The sequence below is a fragment of the Bacillus sp. N13C7 genome (assembly GCF_026790065.1).
Taxonomy (GTDB): Bacteria; Bacillota; Bacilli; order Bacillales; family Bacillaceae; genus Bacillus.
Map to the genome: position 1 here is coordinate 546,686 of NZ_JALAMO010000007.1, position 22,001 is coordinate 568,686.

The following is a 22,001-nucleotide window of genomic DNA, read 5'->3' on the forward strand; positions in this document are numbered from 1 at the left end:
AAGCAGTCTGCCAATCACGGCAGACTGCTTTTTTGTGATGCCGCCGTTTTATCTGGCGCAAAGGAGTCCATAAAGGTTCGCAGTGCACTGCTGATAAACGAATCTTTCCGGACAATAAATTCCGTTTTCATCTGTCTGAGGGCTTCAGGCAGCGGGTACAATCGAATTGATCCTTCAGACTCGTGTTTCTGCACAACCGTTCTCGGCAGCAATGAGATGCCAAGACCTGCTGTAACCCCGCCGATAATCGCCTCAAGCGTGCCAAATTCCATAATAACAGGCTGTGTGACGCCGACGGAGCGCAGCCATTTTTCAAGTGTTACTCGATATGAACAGCCTGTGCTGTAAACGAGAATCGGCTTTGTGATGGCTTCCTCAACATCGGTCACGGAAGCAGCCGAAACAACCACTGGTTCTTCCTCAAATGCCGGATAGGATTCAACCTCAGGATGATTGCATTCGCATCCGATAAACGCGCCATCCAATTCATAACGAAGTACTTTATCAATGAGAAATTGGGTATGCCCTGTGGTTAAAGACAGCTGCACGTTTGGATATTCTTCATAATAAGAAGCCAGAAGCTTCGGAAGCCTTACCGCGGCTGTTGTCTGAGTAGAGCCGATCATAAGCGGCCCGCTTGGTTCGACAGAGGATGAGAGTGCTTTAGCCGCTTCATCCATCAGGCCGATAATTTTATTTGCGTAGTCCAGCAGCAGTTTTCCGCTTGCAGAAAGTGTCATGCCGCGATTATGGCGCAAAAACAGAGTAGTGCCCAGCTCAGCTTCTAATTGCTGAATTCTGGCTGTGACATTTGATTGCACATAGCCAAGCTGCAGGGCTGCTTTCGTAATTGAGCCTTCACGGGCTACCATTTGAAACACACGTAGATCTCCGCTTTCCATTTTGAATTCCTCCGCTCGTTTGCTATCAATCTGAATGATATCAAGTATCTTTAACAATCATTATACGTAACACCAAACCTGGATTACAATGGAATCAGCAAGATATATGAAGCAACAGCAAGGAGTGGCGGCAATGAAGGTCATGAACAAAGTAGCTCTCGTAACGGGGGGCGGTACAGGAATCGGAAGAGCAGCCAGTATGGAATTGGCTAAACGCGGAGCGATTGTTGCAGTGAATTATTCACGTTCGCAATCCGAAGCGGAGGAAACAGTGGAAATGATTAAAAAGGCTGGCGGGCAAGCCTTCGCCATCAAAGCTGATGTATCAAAAAACAGCGAAGTGCAGGACATGGTTCAATCGATCGTGAAAATATACGGGACGATTGATGTTTTAGTCAACAATGCCAGTATCACACGGCATATTCCAATGGATGATCTTGAAGCTGCGACAGAAGACGTCTGGGATGAGCTGTACGCTGTCAATGTAAAAGGGATGTTTTTCTGCGCGCGGGCAGTGGCGCCGTTCATGAAAAAAAGCAAAACTGGAGCGATTGTAAACGTCGGCAGCATCGCAGGGATAACAGGGGCGGGCTCATCTATGCCTTACGCAGTGTCAAAATCAGCGGTGCACGGTTTAACAAAATCATTGGCCCATGCCTTAGCGCCTGAAATCAGGGTGAGCGGTGTAGCACCAGGAGCTGTTGCAACAAGATGGTGGGCTGGACGGGAAGAAAAAATGAAAAGCATGATCGGCTCTTTGCCGCTGCGATGTATTGCTGAACCGGATGATATTGCCAAATTGATCTGTTCACTGTTCGAACAGGAATCACTCACAGGCCAAATCATCACAATTGACAGCGGACAGACGCTGTAAAGAGAGGAGATGCATGGGATGCCATTTGTACAAATTCATTTGCGGGCGGGGAGAAGCGAAGTGTGGCTTCAAAAACTCAGCAGGACCATCCACCAATCAATGATCGAAGAAATTAATGTGCCGGAAGATGACTATTTTCAAGTCATCAGGCAATATGAAAAAAGTGAATTTTTTTATGATCCCTTTTATCTCCATGTCGAGCGTACCGATGACCTGATATACATTCATTTTACGTTGAAACAGTCAAGAACAACTGAACAGAAAAAAGCGCTTTACCGCTCAATCGCAGCCCGGTTACATTCCGAGCTTGGTGTAAGAAAAGAAGATGTGTTTATCATGCTGGCCGGAAATCAGGATGAGGATTGGTCCTTCGGGAATGGAGGGGCTCAGATGATCGAATAAAAATACCCCGCGGTTTGGTACCCGCGGGGTGCTCTATTAATGGGAAGGTGATTCAACGGCTTGTGCCGCTTTCTCTTTTTCTTGTTCTCCCGTTTTCTTATTTGATAACTTGATAGGTTTTAAGAACAAGGTGAATACAGCTCCGACTGCGATAAAGATCAAGCCCGTATAAAACACGCTGTGGAGCGAATCCATCAACGATGTTTTTAAAATCGGCACAATATGGGATGAGAAAGCCGCAGGGATTTGTTTGACTGCGTCCGGACTGAACAGTGATTGCAGCAGCCCTTGCGGATTGGTATCAATCATACCCTTTAGCTGGGCGGCAAACGAGCTTGCCTGTGCCGGAAGAGAGTCTAAATACGGCACCAATTTATCTGTTAATAGATTTCCTGATCTTGCATTCATGACGGCTCCCAGCATGGTAATGCCGAATGTTCCGCCGATAGAACGGAAGAATTGGCTGGATGAGGTGACAACCCCAAGCTCCTCCTTTGAAAAGCTTTCCTGTAATGCCAATGTTAGAATCGGCATAACAAGGCCCATTCCCAGTCCAATAATCGCCATAAAAGATGTAGCGACAAGCTTGCTCGTGTCAAGATCCAATGTCGTTAACAGCAGGAATCCGCCGGCCATAACCAGCATGCCTGCAATGATTTGCGGTTTAATGCCGATTTTGTAAACAAGCTGGCCGCCGATGATGCTTGTAATAATCATAGAAATCATCATCGGTGTCATAATTGTACCCGATTCAGACGCACTTACACCGACAATTCCCTGCATAAAGAAAGGAACAAATGTAATGGCACCAAACATGCCGATACTCATAAAGAAGCCGATCAAGTTTAGAAATGTAAACGTTCTGTTTTTAAACAAATACATTGGCAGGATTGGCTCTTTTGCTTTTGATTCTACGATGATAAAGCTGATAATGCCGATCAGTGCAAGAGCGAACAAGCCAAGGATCTGCCATGAACCCCATGCATAATCTTTTCCGCCAAAGCTTAAGGCGAGAAGGAGGCTGACAACCCCGACAATCATCGTGAAAATACCAGCGATATCGAAATTGATCGGGCCGGTCTGCTGGCGGCCCTGCAATCCTCTGGCAATAAAAATAACCGCAATAATTCCGACTGGAAGGTTAATATAGAACACCCATTTCCAGTTTAGCGAGTCTACGATCCAGCCGCCGATTTGCGGCCCGATCACTGAAGCTAGCCCGTAAATCGCGCCAAACACCCCTTGGAATTTAGCACGCTGTTTTCCTGTAAATAAGTCACCGATAACAATCATCGCCATCGGCATCATGATGCCTCCGCCGATTCCCTGCAGTCCCCGGAAGATAATTAGCTCTGTCATGTTGTTGGCCATTCCGCATAGTGCGGAAGCTGCCATAAAAATAATCAAACCTGATACATAAACAATCCGGCGTCCCAATAAATCAGCCAGTTTACCGGCAATTGGAACAATCGTTGTTGATGTTAACAAATAGGCAGTTGTCAGCCAGGTCATCATGCTCAAACCGCCCAGATCACCGACAATTTTCGGCATGGCCGTTCCGACAATGGTACCGTCAAGGGCTGAAAAAAACATGGCAATAATTAAGCCTGTGATTAATAACGTTCGTTTTGATTGTTTGCCTTCACTACTCATTTCATCCGTTTCCTCTTTTCATGTTTTGCTTTTCATCAGTTTCCGCTGCTGCCTGTGCGAGCTTTTCTGTAATATGCGCCGCTTGTCGCATTTCTTCCTCCGTCAAGAAGGAAAGGTACCGCGCCATAATCGCTTTTCTGCCCGCCAAAACCTCCTCGAACTTTCTGTCTCCTTCGTCAGTAAGACTGATATCAATCACTCGTCTGTCTTTCGTGTTGTGTGTTCTGGCGATGAGATTTTTTTGTTCAAGTCGATCTGCCATTAACGTCACCGCGCTTGGCTTAACCTCCATGCGCTCGGCAATTTCAGAAATTTTGAGGCTGCCGTGTTTCTTTAAGCTGGCCAGCACAAACAACTGTGCTGGAGTGACACCATGTTTCTCCATGCTTTCTAGCATTTCAGGCTGTATCTTTTGAAAGAGCGCCTGAAGCGATAATTGAATATCGGACATTAACTGATCCGCACTCTTCATATTCATTTCCCCTCTGTTACATACACTGTATATATATTTTGATAACAAAATAGTTAATGCTTATTAAATATAAATAAGCGTAAATGAAAAGTCAACTGATTTTACACAAAAAAAGGATAGATGTCCGGAAGGAACATCGTATCCCTTTTGCTGATATTTTTATTGCTGATAAGGAGACTGCTGCTGAATGGTCTTCTGGAATTTTTGATAAGACTGCTGCAGTTTTTGGGCATCCTCCGCTTCAACAGAATACCATCCATATTGGAACATGAGGTCATACAGTTTTCTTTGCGCTTTTTGTGACTCATCAAAAATGGATTGAATATCCTGATAAAGAGACTCGTGGCTAAATTCGTGCAAGGCTGTGCAATAAGCTGTTGTCATGTATTTTTCTGTTGTCAGCAGTTCATTGACGAAATCTCTGTCATTCATCTCCGAAGTTGTCGGTACAGGTGTCTGCGGATTGCTGATTTTTTGATTTTGCTGATTCATTCTGGCGCCTCCTTATTGGATGTAGCCGGACTGCTGCTGGCCTGGCTGCAGGTGCTTTAATATTCTTTGATAGTGATCATGATGCATGTGTCCGACGCGGTCGAGTTCTTGCTTTAACGTTTGATCCTGGCACTGCTGCGCCATGAAATGCGCTTTTTTCATCGCGAGCAAATTCCAGTTCAGCATGTCATTGAGATACAAATGGTCCTTTGTCGAAATAACGGAAGGCGGCATTTGGGATTGCTGCTGATTGTCCATTGTGATCCTCCTTTGATTTCTGTTCATGTATAGTTTCCTTCAGTCTGGGAGTTATATACAGGTGATTTTGAAGATGACGGCAGGAGGGAGTCGGATGTTGAGACATGTATTTTTATTCTTATCTCAAAATAAAACACTTACCAAGTTCGCAAAAGCATACGGAACGCGGCTTGGAGCACGAAGGTTTGTCGCAGGGGATACGATTGAATCGGCGGTTAAGACCGTCAAAAGGCTAAACCAATCCGGTTTATGCGCCACAATTGATTATTTGGGCGAGTATGCAGCTTCGGAAAAAGAAGCGAATCAAGTCGCAGAGGAATGCAAAAAAGCCATTCAGGCCATTGCCGAACACCAATTGGATTCAGAGCTTTCACTTAAGCTGACCTCAATCGGGCTTGATCTTTCAGAAGAACTTGCTCTTTCACATTTGCGTGCCATTCTTTCCGTTGCAAAGCAATATGATGTTGCTGTGACCATTGATATGGAAGACTATTCTCATTATGAACAGACACTTTCTATTTACAGGCAATGCAAACAGGAGTTTGAGAAGCTCGGCACGGTCATTCAGGCGTATCTGTACCGGGCCGCAGAAGATATCAGAAATATGCGCGACTTAAAGCCGAATCTCAGACTTGTAAAAGGCGCTTATAAAGAATCTGCGGCTGTAGCGTTTCCTGACAAAAAAGGAACAGACCTTCATTTTCAGAGCTTAATAAAGCTGCAGCTGTTAAGCGGAAACTACACGGCGGTCGCCACACATGACGATGACATCATTGCATTTACGAAACAGCTCGTCGCCAAACATCAAATCCCCGCGTCGCAATTTGAATTTCAAATGCTATACGGCATCAGGCCGGAGCGGCAAAAGGAACTCGCCAAAGAAGGCTATAGAATGCGTGTCTATGTCCCATACGGAACGGATTGGTTCAGCTACTTTATGAGAAGAATTGCCGAACGGCCCGCCAATGCAGCGTTTGTGCTAAAAGGAATTTTGAAAAAGTGAAAGCAGCCGCTGGAAGCAGCTGCATTATGATTGTTCCATGTTATGTTTTTTATACTGCTGATTTTGACTCGTCCGTTTTCCGCCGCCGTAATGCTGAGTCGGACCGGCATCTCCCTTTACGCTCGCTGCGCTGACTGCCGCTGAAGACGGATTTTTTTTCTCTCGCACCATTCCCTTCACCTCCGGGCTTAAGTTTCCCGTCTTTTATAGGCTTCATACAAAAAAATAACAAATTAGCTATTGAAGTCGAACCGGAAATCTTTTAAGATGAAAGAAGAAACGGGTTTCATTTTTTTTGGCTAAAAAATGAATGACTATTCATTCAATGTTCAAGGGGGATATCTCATGCACAAACACATTCGGAAGGCAGCCGTTTTAGGATCGGGGGTAATGGGATCCGGTATTGCGGCGCATTTGGCTAACATCGGAATTCCTGTCCTGCTGCTAGATATTGTGCCGAACGATTTGACAAAGGAAGAGGAAAAAAAGGGGCTGACGAAGGAGAGTCCGGAGGTGCGCAGCAGGCTGAGCCGGCAGGCGGTGAAAAAACTGCTGAAACAAAAGCCCGCTCCCCTCACATCAGCGAAAAATACCTCCTATATCACACCGGGCAATCTGGAGGATGATGCTAAAAAACTGAAAGAAGCAGATTGGATTATTGAGGTCGTAGTCGAAAACCTAGACGTCAAAAAGCAGATTTTCGCTCTTGTGGATGAACATCGAAAGCCAGGAAGCATCGTCTCAAGCAACACATCCGGCATATCCGTGCAGGAAATGGCTGAAGGCCGGTCGGATGATTTTAAAGCCCATTTTCTTGGAACGCACTTTTTTAATCCCGCTCGCTATTTAAAGCTGCTGGAGATCATTCCGATTAAGGAAACCGACCCTGATATTTTAGAGTTTATGACATCCTTCGGTGAAAATGTCCTCGGTAAAGGAGTTGTCACAGCAAAGGACACACCGAACTTTATTGCAAACCGCATCGGAACGTATGGGCTTCTTGTCACAGTCCAAGAAATGCTGAAAGGCGGCTATCAGGTTGGAGAGGTCGATTCGATCACAGGACCGCTAATCGGCAGGCCGAAAAGCGCGACCTTCAGAACGCTTGATGTGGTCGGGCTCGATACATTTGCCCACGTTGCCCGAAATGTGTATGACAAAGCGGATGGCAATGAGAAAGACGTGTTTCGCTTGCCAGGCTTCATGAACGATATGCTGGAAAAAGGGTGGATCGGAAGCAAGGCCGGCCAAGGCTTTTATAAAAAAGAGGGAAAAACGATTTATGAGCTTGATCCAGTGACGCTTACTTATGGCGAGCGGTCAAAAATGAAAGCACCGTCACTGGAAGCAGCAAAACAGGCAAAAGGCACAAAATCCAAAATGAAAGCGCTTATTTACTCGGATGACAGAGCGGGCAGTCTGCTATGGAATATCACATCTCAAACCCTTCTTTACTCAGCTGAACTGCTTGGTGAGATTGCAGATGATATTCATGCAATTGACCAAGCCATGAAGTGGGGATTCGGCTGGGAGCTGGGCCCATTTGAAATGTGGGACGCCATCGGCCTCAGACAGTCGGCGGAAAAGCTTGAACAGCATGGAGCGGATATACCTGGTTGGGTCAAAGACATGCTGGACAAAGGAAATGAAACCTTCTACATCAAAGAGAACGGAACGGTATTTTATTATGACCGCGGTGAATACAGGGCCGTGAAAGAAAACAAAAAACGGATTCATTTACAAGCACTTAAAGAAACAAAAGGCGTGATTGCGAAAAACAGCGGAGCAAGCCTGATTGACCTTGGAGATGATGTGGCCCTGCTTGAATTTCATTCGAAAAGAAATGCAATCGGCCTCGATATCATTCAAATGATCAACAAAGCGTTAGAGGAAACAGAGCGAAACTATAAAGGCCTTGTCATCGGGAATCAAGGGAAAAATTTCTGCGTCGGCGCGAATCTCGCCATGATCCTAATGGAAGTCCAAGATGATAACTTTTTAGAAGTAGATTTTGTGATACGCCGTTTCCAGGAAACGATGATGAAGATCAAATACAGTGCGAAACCGGTTGTCGCCGCTCCATTTGGCATGACGCTCGGCGGAGGAACGGAGGTATGCCTGCCTGCTGCGCGCATCCAAGCAGCAAGCGAAGCCTATATGGGGCTTGTGGAATCCGGTGTCGGCCTTATCCCTGGCGGAGGAGGAAACAAAGAGCTGTACATCAACCATCTTCGCCGCGGCCTTGATCCGATGAATGCAGCTATGAAAACGTTTGAAACGATTGCAATGGCGAAAGTGTCAGCTTCCGCTCAAGAGGCCCGTGAGATGAACATCTTAAAGGAAACGGATCACACTAGCATGAATCAGGACCACCTGCTGCACGATGCAAAGCAGCTTGCCGCATCTTTATACGATAGAGGCTGGCGGCCGCCTGTAAAAGAAAAGGTCAAGGTGCCGGGAGAAACCGGTTATGCGGCACTCTTGCTTGGCGCTGAGCAGATGAAGCTATCCGGCTATATATCTGAGCATGATTTCAAGATCGCGAAAAAACTTGCTTATGTCATTGCCGGCGGAAAAGTGCCGTTCGGTACAGAGGTTGATGAAGAGTATTTATTGGAGATCGAGAGAGAAACGTTTTTGAGTTTGGCAGGAGAGGCGAAATCTCAAGCGAGAATGCAGCATATGCTTGTGAAAGGTAAACCTTTACGGAACTAGGAGGGAGCTTATGAAAGAGGCAGTCATTGTATCAGGTGCAAGAACTCCGGTTGGGAAAGCAAAAAAAGGATCACTGGCCACCGTTCGACCGGATGATCTGGGAGCGATTTGCGTAAAAGAAACACTGAAACGGGCAGGCGGCTACGAAGGCAATATTGACGACTTGATTATCGGGTGTGCGACACCTGAAGCAGAACAGGGGCTTAATATGGCGAGAAATATCGGTGCGCTCGCGGGACTGCCGTACACGGTCCCGGCAATTACTGTCAATCGCTACTGCTCTTCAGGCCTTCAATCCATCGCCTATGCGGCAGAAAAGATTATGCTCGGCGCCTACGATACAGCGATCGCCGGCGGAGCAGAGTCCATGTCGCAGGTTCCGATGATGGGGCATGTGACCCGTCCGAACCTTGCATTGGCAGAAAAGGCGCCAGAGTATTACATGAGCATGGGACACACAGCCGAGCAAGTCGCGAAAAAATACGGCGTTTCCCGCGAGGATCAGGATGCGTTTGCCGTCCGCAGCCACCAAAATGCGGCAAAAGCCCTTGCAGAGGGGAAATTTAAAGAAGAGATCGTACCCGTCGAAGTGACGGTGACAGAAATCGGAGACAACCATAAACCGCAGGAAAAACAGTTTGTGTTTTCACAGGATGAAGGTGTTCGCCCGCAAACGACTGCAGACATTTTGGCAACATTGCGTCCAGCTTTTTCCGTTGACGGAACGGTGACCGCGGGCAACTCCTCCCAGACGAGTGACGGAGCGGCGGCTGTCATGCTGATGGACCGGGAAAAGGCTGATGCGCTGGGCTTGGCCCCGCTTGTCAAATTCCGCTCCTTTGCCGTAGGCGGCGTGCCGCCGGAAGTCATGGGCATCGGACCGGTGGAAGCCATTCCGCGTGCCTTGAAGCATGCGGGGCTTCAACTGCAGGACATCGGTTTGTTTGAACTGAACGAAGCTTTTGCATCACAAGCCATTCAAGTCATCAGGGAACTGGGAATCGATGAAGAAAAAGTGAATGTCAACGGGGGCGCAATCGCGCTTGGACACCCGCTTGGCTGTACGGGCACTAAGCTTACACTCTCATTGATTCATGAAATGAAACGAAGAAACGAGCAATTTGGAGTCGTTACAATGTGTATCGGCGGCGGGATGGGAGCGGCCGGTGTATTTGAATTATGCTAAAGGGGGAAAAGCAAATGGCGAAAAAAGCGGCTGAAGTACAAAAAGGCGGCGGTTTCTTAATCGAGGATGTCTCATATGACCAAATGTATACACCGGAGGATTTCACTGACGAGCATAAAATGATTGCGAAAACGACGGAGGATTACATCGAGCAAGATGTTCTCCCTCATATCGATGATATCGAAAACCATCAATTCGAACATTCCGTCAGGCTGTTGAAGAAAGCGGGTGAACTCGGGCTGCTTGGCGCTGATGTACCGGAGGAATACGGAGGGCTCGGCCTTGATAAAATCAGCTCGGCCCTCATCACTGAAAAATTTTCACGTGCGGGAAGCTTTTCACTTTCTTATGGGGCGCATGTCGGCATCGGTTCCTTGCCGATCGTCTTTTTTGGATCAGAAGAGCAAAAGAAAAAATATTTGCCCGGCCTCGCTTCAGGCGAAAAGATCGCAGCTTATGCATTGACTGAGCCGGGCTCTGGTTCTGACGCGCTTGGAGCAAAAACAACAGCCGTGCTGAATGAAGCGGGAACGCATTATGTATTAACCGGTGAAAAACAGTGGATTACCAACTCTGCCTTTGCTGATGTATTTGTCGTTTACGCTAAGGTGGACGGCGAAAAATTCTCAGCCTTTATTGTAGAAAAAGAGTTCCCTGGTGTATCCACAGGCCCGGAAGAAAAGAAAATGGGGATCAAAGGATCATCGACAAGAACCCTCATTCTGGATCAGGCTGAAGTTCCAAAAGAAAATCTGCTTGGAGAAATCGGCAAAGGGCATATCATCGCCTTCAATATTTTAAATATCGGCCGCTACAAGCTGGCGGTTGGCACAATCGGTGCGTCCAAGCGGGTAATCGAGCTGTCTGCGGCCTACGCAAATCAGCGCCGCCAATTTAAAACGCCGATTGCAGCCTTTTCGCTGACACAAGAAAAAATAGCGACAATGGCGTCAAGGCTGTACGCAATGGAAAGCTCTGTATACAGAACTGTCGGGCTGTTTGAAGACAATATGAGCCAGTTTACGGCTGATGATCTCAAGGATGGACGGCAAATTGCCAAGTCTATTGCCGAATATGCCATCGAATGCTCTCTTAATAAAGTATTCGGCTCCGAAACGCTTGATTATATCGTAGATGAAGGCGTGCAAATTCATGGAGGCTACGGCTTTATGCAGGAGTACGAGGTAGAAAGGGCCTATAGGGATTCAAGGATCAATCGGATCTTTGAAGGCACAAACGAAATCAACCGGTTAATCGTGCCAAGCACCTTCCTGAAAAAAGCGCTCAAAGGCGAACTGCCTCTATTTGAAAAAGCACAGTCACTGCAGGAAGAACTCATGATGCTTATGCCTGAAGAGCCTGGCAGCGGCGTATTGGAGCAGGAGAAATATATCGTCAAGCAAGCCAAAAAAATCGCCCTGTTCGCCGCCGGTCTCGCTGCGCAAAAGTATGGAAAAGCCATCGATCGCGAACAAGAAATACTTGTCAACGTCGCGGATATCGTCAGCAATGTGTATGCAATGGAATCAGCCGTGCTCAGAACGGAAAAGGCCATTGCCGCGCAAGGCGAGGAAAAAGCAGCGCAAAAGGTGCTGTATACAGAAATTTTCGTTCAAGAAGCCTTTAACGAAATTGAAGCGCATGCGAAGGAGTCCCTCATCGCAATGGAAGAAGGAGATTCACTCCGCATGATGCTTTCCGCTCTGCGCAAGCTGACGCGCGTAACACCTAAAAACATCATTCAGAAAAAACGCGAAGCGGCAGCGGGCGTTTTTGAGGCTGAAAAATATATTGTCTGATTGTCCAAAAGCTCCGCGTGTGCGGAGCTTTTTTAAGAAGCACTGTTTTAGGTTTTTAAAACAAACTGTGTTAAAATAACCTCGATTATTTTATTGAGGGGGAAGAAGATGTCGTTAACTTTTTACTGGTACCCTAAATGCGGAACGTGCCGCAAAGCAAAGAAATGGCTTGAAGAGCATGGGAAAGACATAAACGAAATACATATTGCAGAGCAGCCTCCAAGCAAAGAAGAACTAAAAGCGCTTTATGAAAAAAGCGGGCTGGATCTCAAGAAATTTTTCAACACGAGCGGCATGAAATACCGCGAGCTAAACCTGAAGGAAAAGCTGTATCACATGTCGGAGGACGAACAGCTTGAACTGCTTGCCTCAGACGGAATGCTGATCAAACGCCCGCTTACAACAGACGGCGAAAAAGTGACAGTTGGTTTTAAAGAAGACCAATTTGAAGAAAACTGGGCTTAATGTAAATTTTTTTTGAAAAGTGTGGTATCTTCTTATTGTAGTGCTGTAAAAAATGGAGGGATTCAATTGAGCATACCTAAAGATTTGCGTTACTCAGGAGAACACGAGTGGGTAAAAGTTGAAGGAGAAAAAGCCAGAATCGGAATTACGCATTTTGCCCAGTCTGAGCTAGGCGACATCGTGTTTGTCGAACTTCCTGAAGTCGGCGCTGAAATCAAAGCGGACGAGCCATTCGGCAGTGTAGAATCCGTTAAAACGGTATCCGAGCTTTATGCACCGATTAACGGAACTGTCGTAGAAGTAAACGAAGATCTTGATGACAGTCCGGAATTCGTCAACGAATCACCGTACGAAAAAGCATGGATGATCGTCGTTGAACCGTCTGACGCTTCTGAAATTGAAAAACTGATGACAGCAGAGCAATACGAAGAGATGACACAAGAAGACTAAAACAGGATAGCTGGAAAGGCAATTGGACACGCTAACGTTATGGGGAGGTGTCCAATATGGCTTTCAGCAAACAGAAGCTCGATGTCACAAATGATGTGACAGGCCGCTTTCAAAATGGCCGGCTCTCGTTATATCATGATAATGAGATGATCGGCCAAATGACAAGCATGAATGAATATGAGCTTAAGTCAGGTTATTCCTTTGAAAATGAGAAATTTTATAAGACAGCCGATGTGGTCTCAGGAAACGACGAAAAATATGTGGATTGTGACTACGAAAACGGCTGGTGTTAATGTGGGCGGTGAATTTCACTGCCTTCTTTTACAATCTGAACGTTTCAAATTTGACGCGGCAGGTGAAGAAGATGAAGATGGATGAGCTGGAAAAGGTTATGATTGTGGAAGGGAAATCAGATAAAGAGAAAATCGAAAGCGTCCTAAATGAACCGGTTCGCATTATCTGCACAAACGGAACAATCAGCCAGCTGAAGCTTGAGGAATTGGCTGACAAACTTTACGATAAAGACGTGTATATATTAGTTGATGCTGATGAATCAGGAGAGAAATTGAGAAAACAGCTGAAAAGAGAATTTAACGAAGCCTGCCATTTACATATCGACAGAGCCTATAAGGAAGTGGCCGCTGCGCCCAGACACCATGTCGCTTCTGTATTGCTGCGCGCGAATCTGAATGTCCATACTATTTTTCTTGAAAGAAAGTCCCGAGGTGTATAGCATGAAAGAACTCCAAGAACACGAGCTTGAGCACATCGCTGATGATGTGTATCTCCTATATTTATATACTCCGTTTTGCGGCACCTGCCAGCTTGCAAGCAAAATGCTGACAGTGGTGAAAGAAATGCTGCCTGATGTCGCCTTCTATAAAAACAATGTTAATTATTCTCCGACATTCGCAAAAGCGTATCAAATTGAAAGCGTCCCTTGTTTTCTGCTGTTTAAAGGCGGGAAAGTGGTCGAAAGAGGATATGCGTTTCATTCCGTTTCTTATTTATATGAGCTGATCAAACAAAAATCATCTTCTGCATCCCATTTATGACATATTTCTCAACATATTCCAATGAAATTGTCGTTCGTTTTATAAAGGGGTTCTTGCGGCAGAGAGAGAAATGTGTATGTATGACCAACAAATAGGAGGTTGTACATATGGAGAAAGCGGAAGTTTTAGAAGATGAGTATCAGCATCTGTTTTTAAAACCCCTTTTGAGCGCTTCAACATTGCTCATTACCTTCCAAGGAGAAACAGAAGCCTTAACCGTCTCAATAAACGATCAGGGAGAAATGAAAAAAATTTCTCCGCCCCAAACGTCCAACCTGACCTTTTACGGAAACCAAACAGAAATCATTCATTTACTGCACGGAGATATTTCCCTTCAGCACCTGATCCAGAGCGGAAGCTTGAAAGTGAAGGGATCATTCAGAGCCCTGTTAAAACTAGAAGCCATACTTTGGCTGACGAATGGCTTTTTTCAGAGGATTTTGAATAATTAAAATATAGTAAATTATTATAATAGTAAAAGTTGACATCATTTATTTTATTGACATTTAATCATTCGCCATGCTATTCTACATTAAGAATTTCCGGACGAAAAAGACTATATATTTCTCTTATCAAGAGAGGTGGAGGGAAGTGCCCTATGAAGCCCGGCAACCATCAACGCTGTTGAAATGGTGCCAATTCACACGAAGCGTTTAGCTTTGAAAGATGAGAGAAAGGCATTTTATATAAGCCTTTCTGCTCAAGTGTGCAGAAAGGCTTTTCTTTTGCAGAAAAACCCGGAAGATTTCTTAGAATAGTGTTAAGGCAGGTGATTGCTTTGATCAATCTTCAAAATGTTTCAAAAGTTTATAAGTCGAAACATGGAGATGTCAATGCTGTCCAAAATGTCTCGCTTTCCATTAAAAAAGGTGAGATTTTTGGAATTATAGGATATAGCGGAGCTGGTAAAAGTTCCTTAATCCGTCTGCTGAACGGCCTTGAGAAACCAACCTCAGGAACCGTGGAAGTGGCGGGAACGAAGATAAATGAAGTAAACGGACGGGGTTTAAGAAAAGCACGCCATGAAATCAGTATGATTTTCCAGCACTTCAATTTGCTTTGGTCGCGGACCGTCAGAGATAATATCATGTTTCCTTTAGAAATTGCCGGGGTGAAAAAGAGCGAGCGGATCAAGCGCGCCAATGAACTGATTAAACTGGTAGGTTTAGAAGGGAAAGAAAAATCTTACCCGTCTCAGCTGAGCGGCGGGCAGAAGCAGCGTGTCGGCATCGCCAGAGCGCTTGCCAACAATCCGAAGGTTCTCCTTTGTGATGAAGCGACATCAGCATTAGATCCGCAAACAACGGATTCAATCTTGGATCTATTGTCCGATATTAATGAAAGACTCGGTTTAACGATTGTGCTGATCACGCACGAAATGCATGTGATCCGCAAAATCTGCAACAGAGTCGCTGTCATGGAAAACGGAAAGGTTGTGGAAGAAGGCGAAGTACTCGATGTCTTCAAAAATCCGAAGGAAGACATGACAAAACGATTTGTTCAGCAGGTGACAGAGCCGGAAGAAACAAAAGAAACGCTTCAGCACCTTCTTGATGAAGCTGCATCAGGAAAAACGGTTCAGCTCACATTTGTCGGTGATTCAGCTGAACAGCCTCTGATTACAGAGATGATCAGAAACTTTAATGTCAGCGTCAATATTCTGCAAGGGAAAATCTCGCAGACAAAGGATGGAGCTTATGGCTCACTGTTTATCCATATTGACGGAGACGAGGAAGAAGTGCAAAACGTGATCCGGTTTATTAATGACAAACAGGTGAAAGCAGAGGTGATCACGAATGTTTGAAAAATACTTCCCGAACGTTGATCTAACTGAATTGTGGAATGCGACATATGAAACGCTTTATATGACGCTGATTTCTTTACTGTTTGCCTTTGTCATCGGGGTGATTCTCGGCTTGCTGCTCTTTCTGACAAGCAAAGGGAGCCTCTGGCAGAATAAAGCGGTCAACTCAGTTATTGCGGCCGTTGTCAACATATTCAGATCAATCCCCTTCCTCATTTTAATTATTTTACTGCTGGGGTTTACGAAGTTCTTAGTCGGAACGATCTTAGGGCCAAACGCCGCGCTGCCGGCCTTGGTTATCGGCTCAGCACCGTTTTACGCGCGTCTTGCTGAAATCGCGCTTCGCGAAGTGGATAAAGGTGTCATTGAAGCCGCTAAATCAATGGGCGCTAAAACGTCTACAATTATTTTCAAAGTGCTGCTTCCAGAATCTATGCCGGCTCTGATTTCCGGTATTACGGTGACGGCCATCGCATTGATCGGCTCAACGGCCATTGCCGGCGCCATCGGTTCAGGAGGCCTTGGAAACCTTGCGTACGTAGAAGGATATCAGTCTAATAATACTGATGTTACTTTCGTTGCTACTGTGTTTATTTTAATCATCGTATTTATTATTCAAATCATCGGTGATGTCATAACAAATATTATAGACAAACGATAAGGGAGGATTTACATTGAAAAAGCTATTTTTGGGTGCATTACTGCTTGTATTTGCAGGAGTTATGGCTGCCTGCGGTTCGAATAACGGTGCTGAATCAGGCAAGAAAGAAATTGTCGTAGCAGCGACGAAAACACCGCATGCGGAAATTTTAAAAGAAGCTGAACCATTGCTGAAAGAAAAAGGCTACACGCTGAAAGTGAAAGTCCTAAGCGATTACAAAATGTACAACAAAGCTTTAGCTGATAAAGAAGTGGATGCGAACTATTTCCAGCACATTCCTTACCTTGAGCAAGAAATGAAAGAAAACACAGATTACAAACTTGTGAATGCAGGTGCTGTTCACTTAGAGCCATTTGGTATTTATTCTAAAAAATACGAATCACTGAAAGACCTTCCAGACGGTGCAACAATTATCCTGACTAACAACGTTGCTGAACAAGGCCGTATGCTTGCAATGCTTGAAAACGCAGGATTAATCACACTTGACTCTAAAGTAGAAACAGTTGACGCAACTTTAAAAGACATTAAGAAAAACCCGAAAAACCTTGAATTCAAAAAAGTAGCGCCTGAATTAACGGCAAAAGCATATGAAAACAAAGAAGGAGACGCGGTCTTCATCAATGTAAACTATGCGATCCAAAATAAGTTAAATCCTAAAAAAGACGCGATTGAAGTAGAATCAACGAAAAACAACCCATACGCTAACATCGTCGCAGTTAGAAAAGGTGAAGAAGATTCTGCAAAAATCAAAGCGCTGATGGAAGTTCTTCACTCTAAAAAGATCAAAGACTTCATCGAGAAAAAATATGACGGAGCTGTGCTCCCTGTATCTGAATAAGACTGAAACCCCGGATGAGAAATCCGGGGTTCAATTATTGACAAAGCCCTAAAACGATATTCGTTTTGGGGCTTTGTCATCTTTTCAGCGTGATTGAAAACCCTTGAAGCCTAGGAAGGCCGAGCATTGGAGCGGAGCGAATGTTGCAATTCGTGAGCACCAACGCGCAGGTCTGACAACGAATGCGAGGGTTTGCTGACACGGTGAACCCCGGATGATAAATCCGGGGTTTTTTCGGGTATTTTCCTAAAAGCTGTTCATAATAAAAAGGAATGTTAAACAGATGGAGGGATTTTCTTTGAATCAAGACAGAGGAAGCATGCAGGACGCGCTAAAACAATATAAACTTGGTTTAGGCACATTTGAACAAAAGATGCCGCTGATGGGAAGAAAGTTTAACGAGTTTACTGAACAATGCTTTGCCGGGAATTCCCTGACTGAAAGAGAAAAACAGCTGATCGCCCTCGGAATCGCCATCAATGCTCAGGACGAATATTGCATGATCTATCATACAAAAGGCTGTCTTGATGAGGGAGCGACGGAAGAAAATATTCTCGAAGCCGTCAGTGTGGCAGCGGCGTTTGGAGGCGGCGCAGCTCTCAGCCAAGGCGTGACAGTTGTCCAGCAGTGCATAGAGGAATTCGGAAACACCACGCATTAAGAGAAGGAATATTCCGAAAAACCATTCTCAATTGATCTGAAAGGATGCTTTCGTCTCATCTGCCGCTATTTCAAGCCATATCCTTTTTGCGGCATTCATGGCGACGCTGATACAATAGAAGCAAATAAATGAAGGGATTGATTCATTATTTGCAGCAGCCATGACAGACTGGACCTCGATTATACGTCAGAAATGGAAAAAGCGATGCAGCTGTCACACGGAATAGGATACGAGGAATACGGACGCCGGCTGGAAACAAGAATGAAAGTAGAGCGGCAGAGAGAGCTTGATTATGAAAAAAGCAAGCGGATTTCTGCGGGAGCTTATTGAGAAAATCAATCTTTAAAAAAGGGTGGGAATCCACTCTTTTTCTTTTTCAATCGCTTTAATAAAGTGCTGATCTTTGTTAAACTTGATGAATGTGCAAGGCACGATAAAAAGTTGTATTTACTTTTCATTTGTTATAAAATTAGAATGAGAATAAAATGAGAATAATGATTATATATTTTTGGAGGTATAGATATGGCTGCTTCAACATTAACGATCAAAGATCTTCACGTTGAAATCGAAGGAAAAGAGATCTTAAAGGGTGTAAACCTTGAAATAAAAGGCGGAGAGTTCCACGCAGTAATGGGACCGAACGGAACTGGTAAATCCACTCTGTCAGCTGCTATTATGGGGCATCCTAAATATGAAGTAACAAAAGGCAGCATCACGCTTGACGGCAAAGATGTACTGGAGATGGAAGTGGACGAGCGTGCGCAGGCAGGCTTATTCCTTGCGATGCAGTACCCAAGTGAAATCAGCGGTGTGACAAATGCCGACTTCCTTCGTTCAGCAATCAATGCGCGCAGAGAAGAAGGCGATGAAATTTCTCTTATGAAATTCATCCGCAAAATGGACGAAAACATGGAATTTCTTGAAATGGACCCTGAAATGGCTCAGCGCTACCTTAACGAAGGTTTCTCAGGCGGGGAGAAAAAACGCAACGAAATTCTTCAATTAATGATGATTGAACCAAAAATCGCCATCCTTGATGAAATCGACTCAGGTCTTGATATTGATGCCCTGAAAGTTGTATCTAAAGGGATCAACAAAATGCGCAGCGAAAACTTCGGCTGCCTGATGATCACTCACTATCAGCGCCTGTTAAACTACATCACTCCGGATGTTGTTCACGTTATGATGCAAGGCCGCGTTGTAAAATCCGGCGGTGCAGAGCTTGCACAGCGTCTTGAAGCAGAAGGTTATGACTGGATCAAACAAGAACTTGGCATTGAAGACGAAACTGTTGGCCAAGAAGCGTAAGCGTTAGGGGGATTAACATGACACTAGGTACAAAACTATCCGTAGATCAGGAGTATCTCAAAAGCTTTTCCGAAAAGCATCAAGAACCTGCCTGGCTGAAGAACCTGCGCTTACAGGCTCTTGAAAAAGCTGAGGATCTGCCGATGCCGAAACCTGACAAAACAAAAATCACAAACTGGAACTTCACGAATTTCGCGAAGCATACAGTTGATAACGAACCGCTTTCTTCATTAGAAGATTTGACTGATGAAGCAAAAGCGCTGATCGACGTTGAAAACGAAGATAAAACATTATACGTACAGCGTGACCAGACGCCGGCATACCTTTCTCTTTCTCAAGAATTGAAAGACAAAGGCGTCATCTTCACTGATATTCTGACTGCTGCACGCGAGCACAGCGACTTGGTGGAGAAATACTTTATGAAGGACGGCGTGAAGGTTGATGAGCATAAATTAACTGCACTTCACGCGGCTCTTGTTAACGGAGGAGCATTCCTTTATGTTCCGAAAAATGTTCAGGTGGAGACGCCGGTTCAGGCTGTTTACGTCCATGAAAGCAACGATACAGCTCTATTCAACCACGTGCTGATTGTGGCTGAAGACCACAGCTCTGTAACATATGTAGAAAACTACGTCAGCACTGTAAACCCGAAAGATGCTGTATTCAATATTATCAGTGAGGTCATCACAGGTGATAATGCCAGCGTGACATACGGTGCGGTTGATAATCTGTCCAGCGGTGTGACAACTTATGTGAACCGCCGCGGCGCTGCGCGCGGACGCGACAGCAAAATCGAGTGGGCTCTCGGCCTGATGAACGATGGCGACACAATTTCCGAAAACACAACAAACCTTTACGGTGACGGCACATATGGCGATACGAAAACGGTTGTTGTCGGAAGAGGAGAGCAAACAGAAAACTTCACAACACAAATCATTCATTTCGGTAAAGCTTCTGAAGGATATATCTTGAAGCATGGTGTGATGAAGGATTCCGCTTCTTCTATCTTTAACGGAATCGGCAAAATCGAACATGGCGCTTCTAAAGCGAATGCGGAGCAAGAATCACGCGTGCTGATGCTCAGCGAAAAAGCACGCGGAGACGCAAACCCTATTCTTTTAATTGACGAAGACGATGTAACTGCAGGACATGCGGCATCTGTCGGCCGTGTAGACCCTATTCAGCTTTACTACCTGATGAGCCGCGGAATTCCGAAAGAAGAAGCAGAACGCTTAGTCATTTACGGATTCCTTGCACCGGTAGTAAATGAGCTTCCGATTGAAGGCGTTAAGAAACAATTGGTTTCTGTAATCGAAAGGAAAGTGAAGTAATGAATATCACAGATATTCGTGAACAGTTCCCGATCCTTCATCAGCAAGTGAACGGACATGATCTCGTTTATCTCGATAGCGCGGCGACTTCCCAGAAGCCGCGTGCTGTCATTGAAACACTGGATAAGTATTATAACCAATACAATTCCAATGTTCACCGGGGCGTCCATACACTTGGAACCAGAGCGACAGACGGTTATGAAGGAGCGCGTGAAAAAGTCCGCAAGTTTATTAACGCGAAGTCAATGGCTGAGATTATTTTCACAAAAGGCACGACCACATCACTGAATATGGTGGCGTTAAGCTATGCGCGCGCTAACCTGAAACCGGGTGATGAAGTGGTCATCACCTATATGGAGCATCATGCGAATATCATTCCGTGGCAGCAGGCTGTCAAAGCGACTGGCGCCACATTAAAATATATTCCGCTGCAGAAAGACGGAACGATTTCTTTAGAAGACGTCAGAGAAACGGTCACAAGCAACACAAAAATTGTTGCAGTGTCTCATGTATCTAACGTCCTTGGCACGATCAACCCGATTAAAGAAATGGCGAAAATCGCCCATGACAATGGGGCTGTTATTGTGGTGGACGGTGCGCAAAGCACGCCTCACATGAAAATTGACGTGCAGGATCTCGATTGTGACTTCTTTGCGCTTTCTTCCCATAAAATGTGCGGCCCTACCGGTATTGGGGTGCTGTACGGAAAGAAAGCCCTGCTGGAAAACATGGAGCCTGCCGAATTCGGCGGTGAAATGATCGACTTTGTTGGACTTTATGAATCAACTTGGAAAGAGCTTCCGTGGAAATTCGAAGCAGGCACGCCGATTATCGCAGGAGCAATCGGTCTCGGTGCTGCCATTGATTTTCTTGAAGAAATTGGTCTTGATGAGATTTCCCGCCACGAGCACAAGCTTGCAGCTTATGCGCTTGAACGCTTCAGCCAGCTTGACGGCGTAACGGTTTACGGTCCGGAAGAGCGTGCCGGGCTTGTTACATTTAACCTTGATGATGTTCATCCTCACGATGTGGCGACTGTGCTTGATGCGGAGGGAATCGCTGTCAGAGCCGGCCATCATTGCGCGCAGCCGCTGATGAAATGGCTGGATGTAACTGCTACTGCAAGAGCAAGCTTTTATCTGTATAATACAGAGGAAGAGATTGATAAGCTTGTGGAAGCTCTTCAAAAGACAAAGGAGTATTTTACAAATGTCTTTTAATGCAAATTTAGATACATTGTACAGACAGGTGATTATGGATCATTACAAAAACCCGCGAAATAAAGGGGTTTTAAATGACAGCATTGTTGTGGATATGAACAATCCGACATGCGGCGACCGCATCAGACTGACAATGAAGCTTGACGGAGACATCGTGGAAGATGCGAAGTTTGAAGGGGAAGGCTGTTCCATTTCAATGGCATCCGCTTCGATGATGACTCAGGCGATTAAAGGGAAAGATATTGAAACTGCCCTTTCCATGTCTAAGATTTTCTCGGATATGATGCAAGGGAAAGAGTATGATGATTCTATAGATCTCGGGGATATTGAAGCCCTTCAAGGCGTTTCAAAATTCCCTGCCCGTATCAAATGTGCAACCCTGTCATGGAAAGCACTTGAAAAAGGAGTCGCGAAAGAAGAAGGCGGCAATTAAAAGGATTGGAGTGAAAATG

Annotated in this window: 27 protein-coding genes and 1 riboswitch; of the genes, 21 read left to right on the forward strand and 6 right to left on the reverse strand. The window is 45.3% G+C overall.

Annotated elements, in window-relative coordinates; all coding sequences use genetic code 11:
• Window positions 1–14: 14 nt before the first annotated feature.
• The gene (locus MOB98_RS10865) at window positions 15–902 is read right to left on the reverse strand and encodes a LysR family transcriptional regulator (protein WP_268361340.1); all 888 of its coding nucleotides are present in this window, start codon (window positions 900–902) and stop codon (window positions 15–17) included.
• Between the two features lie 133 nt (window positions 903–1,035).
• Here MOB98_RS10865 and MOB98_RS10870 point away from each other — a divergent pair, with 133 nt between their 5' ends.
• Window positions 1,036–1,776 carry an SDR family NAD(P)-dependent oxidoreductase gene (locus tag MOB98_RS10870; protein ID WP_268361343.1) on the forward strand — a complete coding sequence of 247 codons (741 nt, stop codon included), beginning with the start codon at window positions 1,036–1,038 and terminating at the stop codon, window positions 1,774–1,776.
• Between the two features lie 18 nt (window positions 1,777–1,794).
• Complete coding sequence (locus MOB98_RS10875) at window positions 1,795–2,178, forward strand: tautomerase family protein (RefSeq protein ID WP_268361345.1); 384 nt, start codon at window positions 1,795–1,797, stop codon at window positions 2,176–2,178.
• 36 nt (window positions 2,179–2,214) lie between these two features.
• Here the strand turns inward: MOB98_RS10875 and mdtP are convergent, their stop codons facing one another.
• The 4 genes from mdtP to MOB98_RS10895 form a co-directional block, all read right to left on the reverse strand.
• Window positions 2,215–3,831, reverse strand: a complete 1,617-nt coding sequence (mdtP, locus tag MOB98_RS10880; RefSeq protein ID WP_268361347.1) for a multidrug efflux MFS transporter MdtP — start codon at window positions 3,829–3,831, stop codon at window positions 2,215–2,217.
• A 1-nt stretch (window position 3,832) separates the two neighbouring features.
• A complete protein-coding gene (gene mdtR, locus MOB98_RS10885; RefSeq protein WP_268361349.1) occupies window positions 3,833–4,303 on the reverse strand; it encodes a MarR family transcriptional regulator MdtR in 471 nt (156 codons plus the stop codon).
• Between the two features lie 159 nt (window positions 4,304–4,462).
• Window positions 4,463–4,795 carry a spore coat protein gene (locus MOB98_RS10890; protein WP_166848625.1) on the reverse strand — a complete coding sequence of 111 codons (333 nt, stop codon included), beginning with the start codon at window positions 4,793–4,795 and terminating at the stop codon, window positions 4,463–4,465.
• Window positions 4,796–4,807: 12 nt separating this feature from the next.
• Entirely contained in the window at window positions 4,808–5,053 is a 246-nt protein-coding gene (locus MOB98_RS10895) for a hypothetical protein (protein WP_003228567.1), read from the reverse strand.
• 94 nt (window positions 5,054–5,147) lie between these two features.
• On the opposite strand from MOB98_RS10895, the gene MOB98_RS10900 reads away from it, so the two are divergent.
• Window positions 5,148–6,056: a proline dehydrogenase gene (locus MOB98_RS10900; protein WP_268361352.1), complete on the forward strand. Its 909-nt coding sequence runs from the start codon at window positions 5,148–5,150 to the stop codon at window positions 6,054–6,056.
• A 24-nt stretch (window positions 6,057–6,080) separates the two neighbouring features.
• Here the strand turns inward: MOB98_RS10900 and MOB98_RS10905 are convergent, their stop codons facing one another.
• Window positions 6,081–6,227, reverse strand: a complete 147-nt coding sequence (locus MOB98_RS10905) for a YuzL family protein (protein ID WP_003240817.1) — start codon at window positions 6,225–6,227, stop codon at window positions 6,081–6,083.
• Between the two features lie 174 nt (window positions 6,228–6,401).
• Here MOB98_RS10905 and MOB98_RS10910 point away from each other — a divergent pair, with 174 nt between their 5' ends.
• The 18 genes from MOB98_RS10910 (at window position 6,402) to sufU (ending at window position 21,982) form a co-directional block, all read left to right on the forward strand.
• Window positions 6,402–8,771 (forward strand): 3-hydroxyacyl-CoA dehydrogenase/enoyl-CoA hydratase family protein, encoded by a 2,370-nt coding sequence (locus MOB98_RS10910; protein WP_268361353.1) that lies wholly within the window; start codon window positions 6,402–6,404, stop codon window positions 8,769–8,771.
• 10 nt (window positions 8,772–8,781) lie between these two features.
• Window positions 8,782–9,957 (forward strand): acetyl-CoA C-acetyltransferase, encoded by a 1,176-nt coding sequence (locus MOB98_RS10915; protein ID WP_268361354.1) that lies wholly within the window; start codon window positions 8,782–8,784, stop codon window positions 9,955–9,957.
• Between the two features lie 14 nt (window positions 9,958–9,971).
• Window positions 9,972–11,756 (forward strand): acyl-CoA dehydrogenase FadE, encoded by a 1,785-nt coding sequence (fadE, locus tag MOB98_RS10920; protein ID WP_268361355.1) that lies wholly within the window; start codon window positions 9,972–9,974, stop codon window positions 11,754–11,756.
• A 108-nt stretch (window positions 11,757–11,864) separates the two neighbouring features.
• Window positions 11,865–12,221, forward strand: coding sequence for an arsenate reductase family protein (locus MOB98_RS10925; protein WP_268361357.1), 357 nt, complete (start codon window positions 11,865–11,867; stop codon window positions 12,219–12,221).
• Window positions 12,222–12,287: 66 nt separating this feature from the next.
• On the forward strand, window positions 12,288–12,671 hold the full coding sequence (gene gcvH / locus MOB98_RS10930; RefSeq protein ID WP_003222781.1) for a glycine cleavage system protein GcvH: 384 nt from the start codon (window positions 12,288–12,290) through the stop codon (window positions 12,669–12,671).
• A 56-nt stretch (window positions 12,672–12,727) separates the two neighbouring features.
• Complete coding sequence (locus MOB98_RS10935) at window positions 12,728–12,964, forward strand: YusG family protein (protein WP_268361359.1); 237 nt, start codon at window positions 12,728–12,730, stop codon at window positions 12,962–12,964.
• 77 nt (window positions 12,965–13,041) lie between these two features.
• Window positions 13,042–13,404 carry a toprim domain-containing protein gene (locus MOB98_RS10940; RefSeq protein ID WP_268361361.1) on the forward strand — a complete coding sequence of 121 codons (363 nt, stop codon included), beginning with the start codon at window positions 13,042–13,044 and terminating at the stop codon, window positions 13,402–13,404.
• Window position 13,405: 1 nt separating this feature from the next.
• On the forward strand, window positions 13,406–13,726 hold the full coding sequence (locus MOB98_RS10945) for a thioredoxin family protein (protein ID WP_003222787.1): 321 nt from the start codon (window positions 13,406–13,408) through the stop codon (window positions 13,724–13,726).
• A 107-nt stretch (window positions 13,727–13,833) separates the two neighbouring features.
• Window positions 13,834–14,178 (forward strand): SCP2 sterol-binding domain-containing protein, encoded by a 345-nt coding sequence (locus tag MOB98_RS10950; protein WP_268361360.1) that lies wholly within the window; start codon window positions 13,834–13,836, stop codon window positions 14,176–14,178.
• Window positions 14,179–14,292: 114 nt separating this feature from the next.
• Window positions 14,293–14,399, forward strand: a riboswitch (SAM riboswitch).
• Between the two features lie 105 nt (window positions 14,400–14,504).
• Window positions 14,505–15,530, forward strand: a complete 1,026-nt coding sequence (gene metN, locus MOB98_RS10955) for a methionine ABC transporter ATP-binding protein MetN (RefSeq protein WP_268367395.1) — start codon at window positions 14,505–14,507, stop codon at window positions 15,528–15,530.
• Window positions 15,523–16,191 (forward strand): methionine ABC transporter permease MetP, encoded by a 669-nt coding sequence (gene metP / locus MOB98_RS10960; protein ID WP_268367394.1) that lies wholly within the window; start codon window positions 15,523–15,525, stop codon window positions 16,189–16,191. The genes metN and metP overlap by 8 nt, the downstream gene beginning before the upstream one ends.
• Before the next feature lie 13 nt (window positions 16,192–16,204).
• Entirely contained in the window at window positions 16,205–17,029 is an 825-nt protein-coding gene (gene metQ, locus MOB98_RS10965) for a methionine ABC transporter substrate-binding lipoprotein MetQ (protein ID WP_268362940.1), read from the forward strand.
• 283 nt (window positions 17,030–17,312) lie between these two features.
• Complete coding sequence (locus tag MOB98_RS10970; RefSeq protein WP_003222796.1) at window positions 17,313–17,690, forward strand: carboxymuconolactone decarboxylase family protein; 378 nt, start codon at window positions 17,313–17,315, stop codon at window positions 17,688–17,690.
• 192 nt (window positions 17,691–17,882) lie between these two features.
• On the forward strand, window positions 17,883–18,020 hold the full coding sequence (locus MOB98_RS10975) for a hypothetical protein (protein ID WP_003228600.1): 138 nt from the start codon (window positions 17,883–17,885) through the stop codon (window positions 18,018–18,020).
• A gap of 192 nt (window positions 18,021–18,212) precedes the next feature.
• Window positions 18,213–18,998, forward strand: coding sequence for a Fe-S cluster assembly ATPase SufC (sufC, locus tag MOB98_RS10980; protein WP_003151872.1), 786 nt, complete (start codon window positions 18,213–18,215; stop codon window positions 18,996–18,998).
• Between the two features lie 17 nt (window positions 18,999–19,015).
• Complete coding sequence (gene sufD, locus MOB98_RS10985) at window positions 19,016–20,329, forward strand: Fe-S cluster assembly protein SufD (RefSeq protein WP_268362938.1); 1,314 nt, start codon at window positions 19,016–19,018, stop codon at window positions 20,327–20,329.
• Window positions 20,329–21,549 carry a cysteine desulfurase SufS gene (gene sufS, locus MOB98_RS10990; RefSeq protein ID WP_268331905.1) on the forward strand — a complete coding sequence of 407 codons (1,221 nt, stop codon included), beginning with the start codon at window positions 20,329–20,331 and terminating at the stop codon, window positions 21,547–21,549. Before sufD ends, sufS begins: the two co-directional genes overlap by 1 nt.
• The gene (gene sufU, locus MOB98_RS10995; RefSeq protein ID WP_003222809.1) at window positions 21,539–21,982 is read left to right on the forward strand and encodes a Fe-S cluster assembly sulfur transfer protein SufU; all 444 of its coding nucleotides are present in this window, start codon (window positions 21,539–21,541) and stop codon (window positions 21,980–21,982) included. Before sufS ends, sufU begins: the two co-directional genes overlap by 11 nt.
• Window positions 21,983–22,001: the final 19 nt, after the last annotated feature.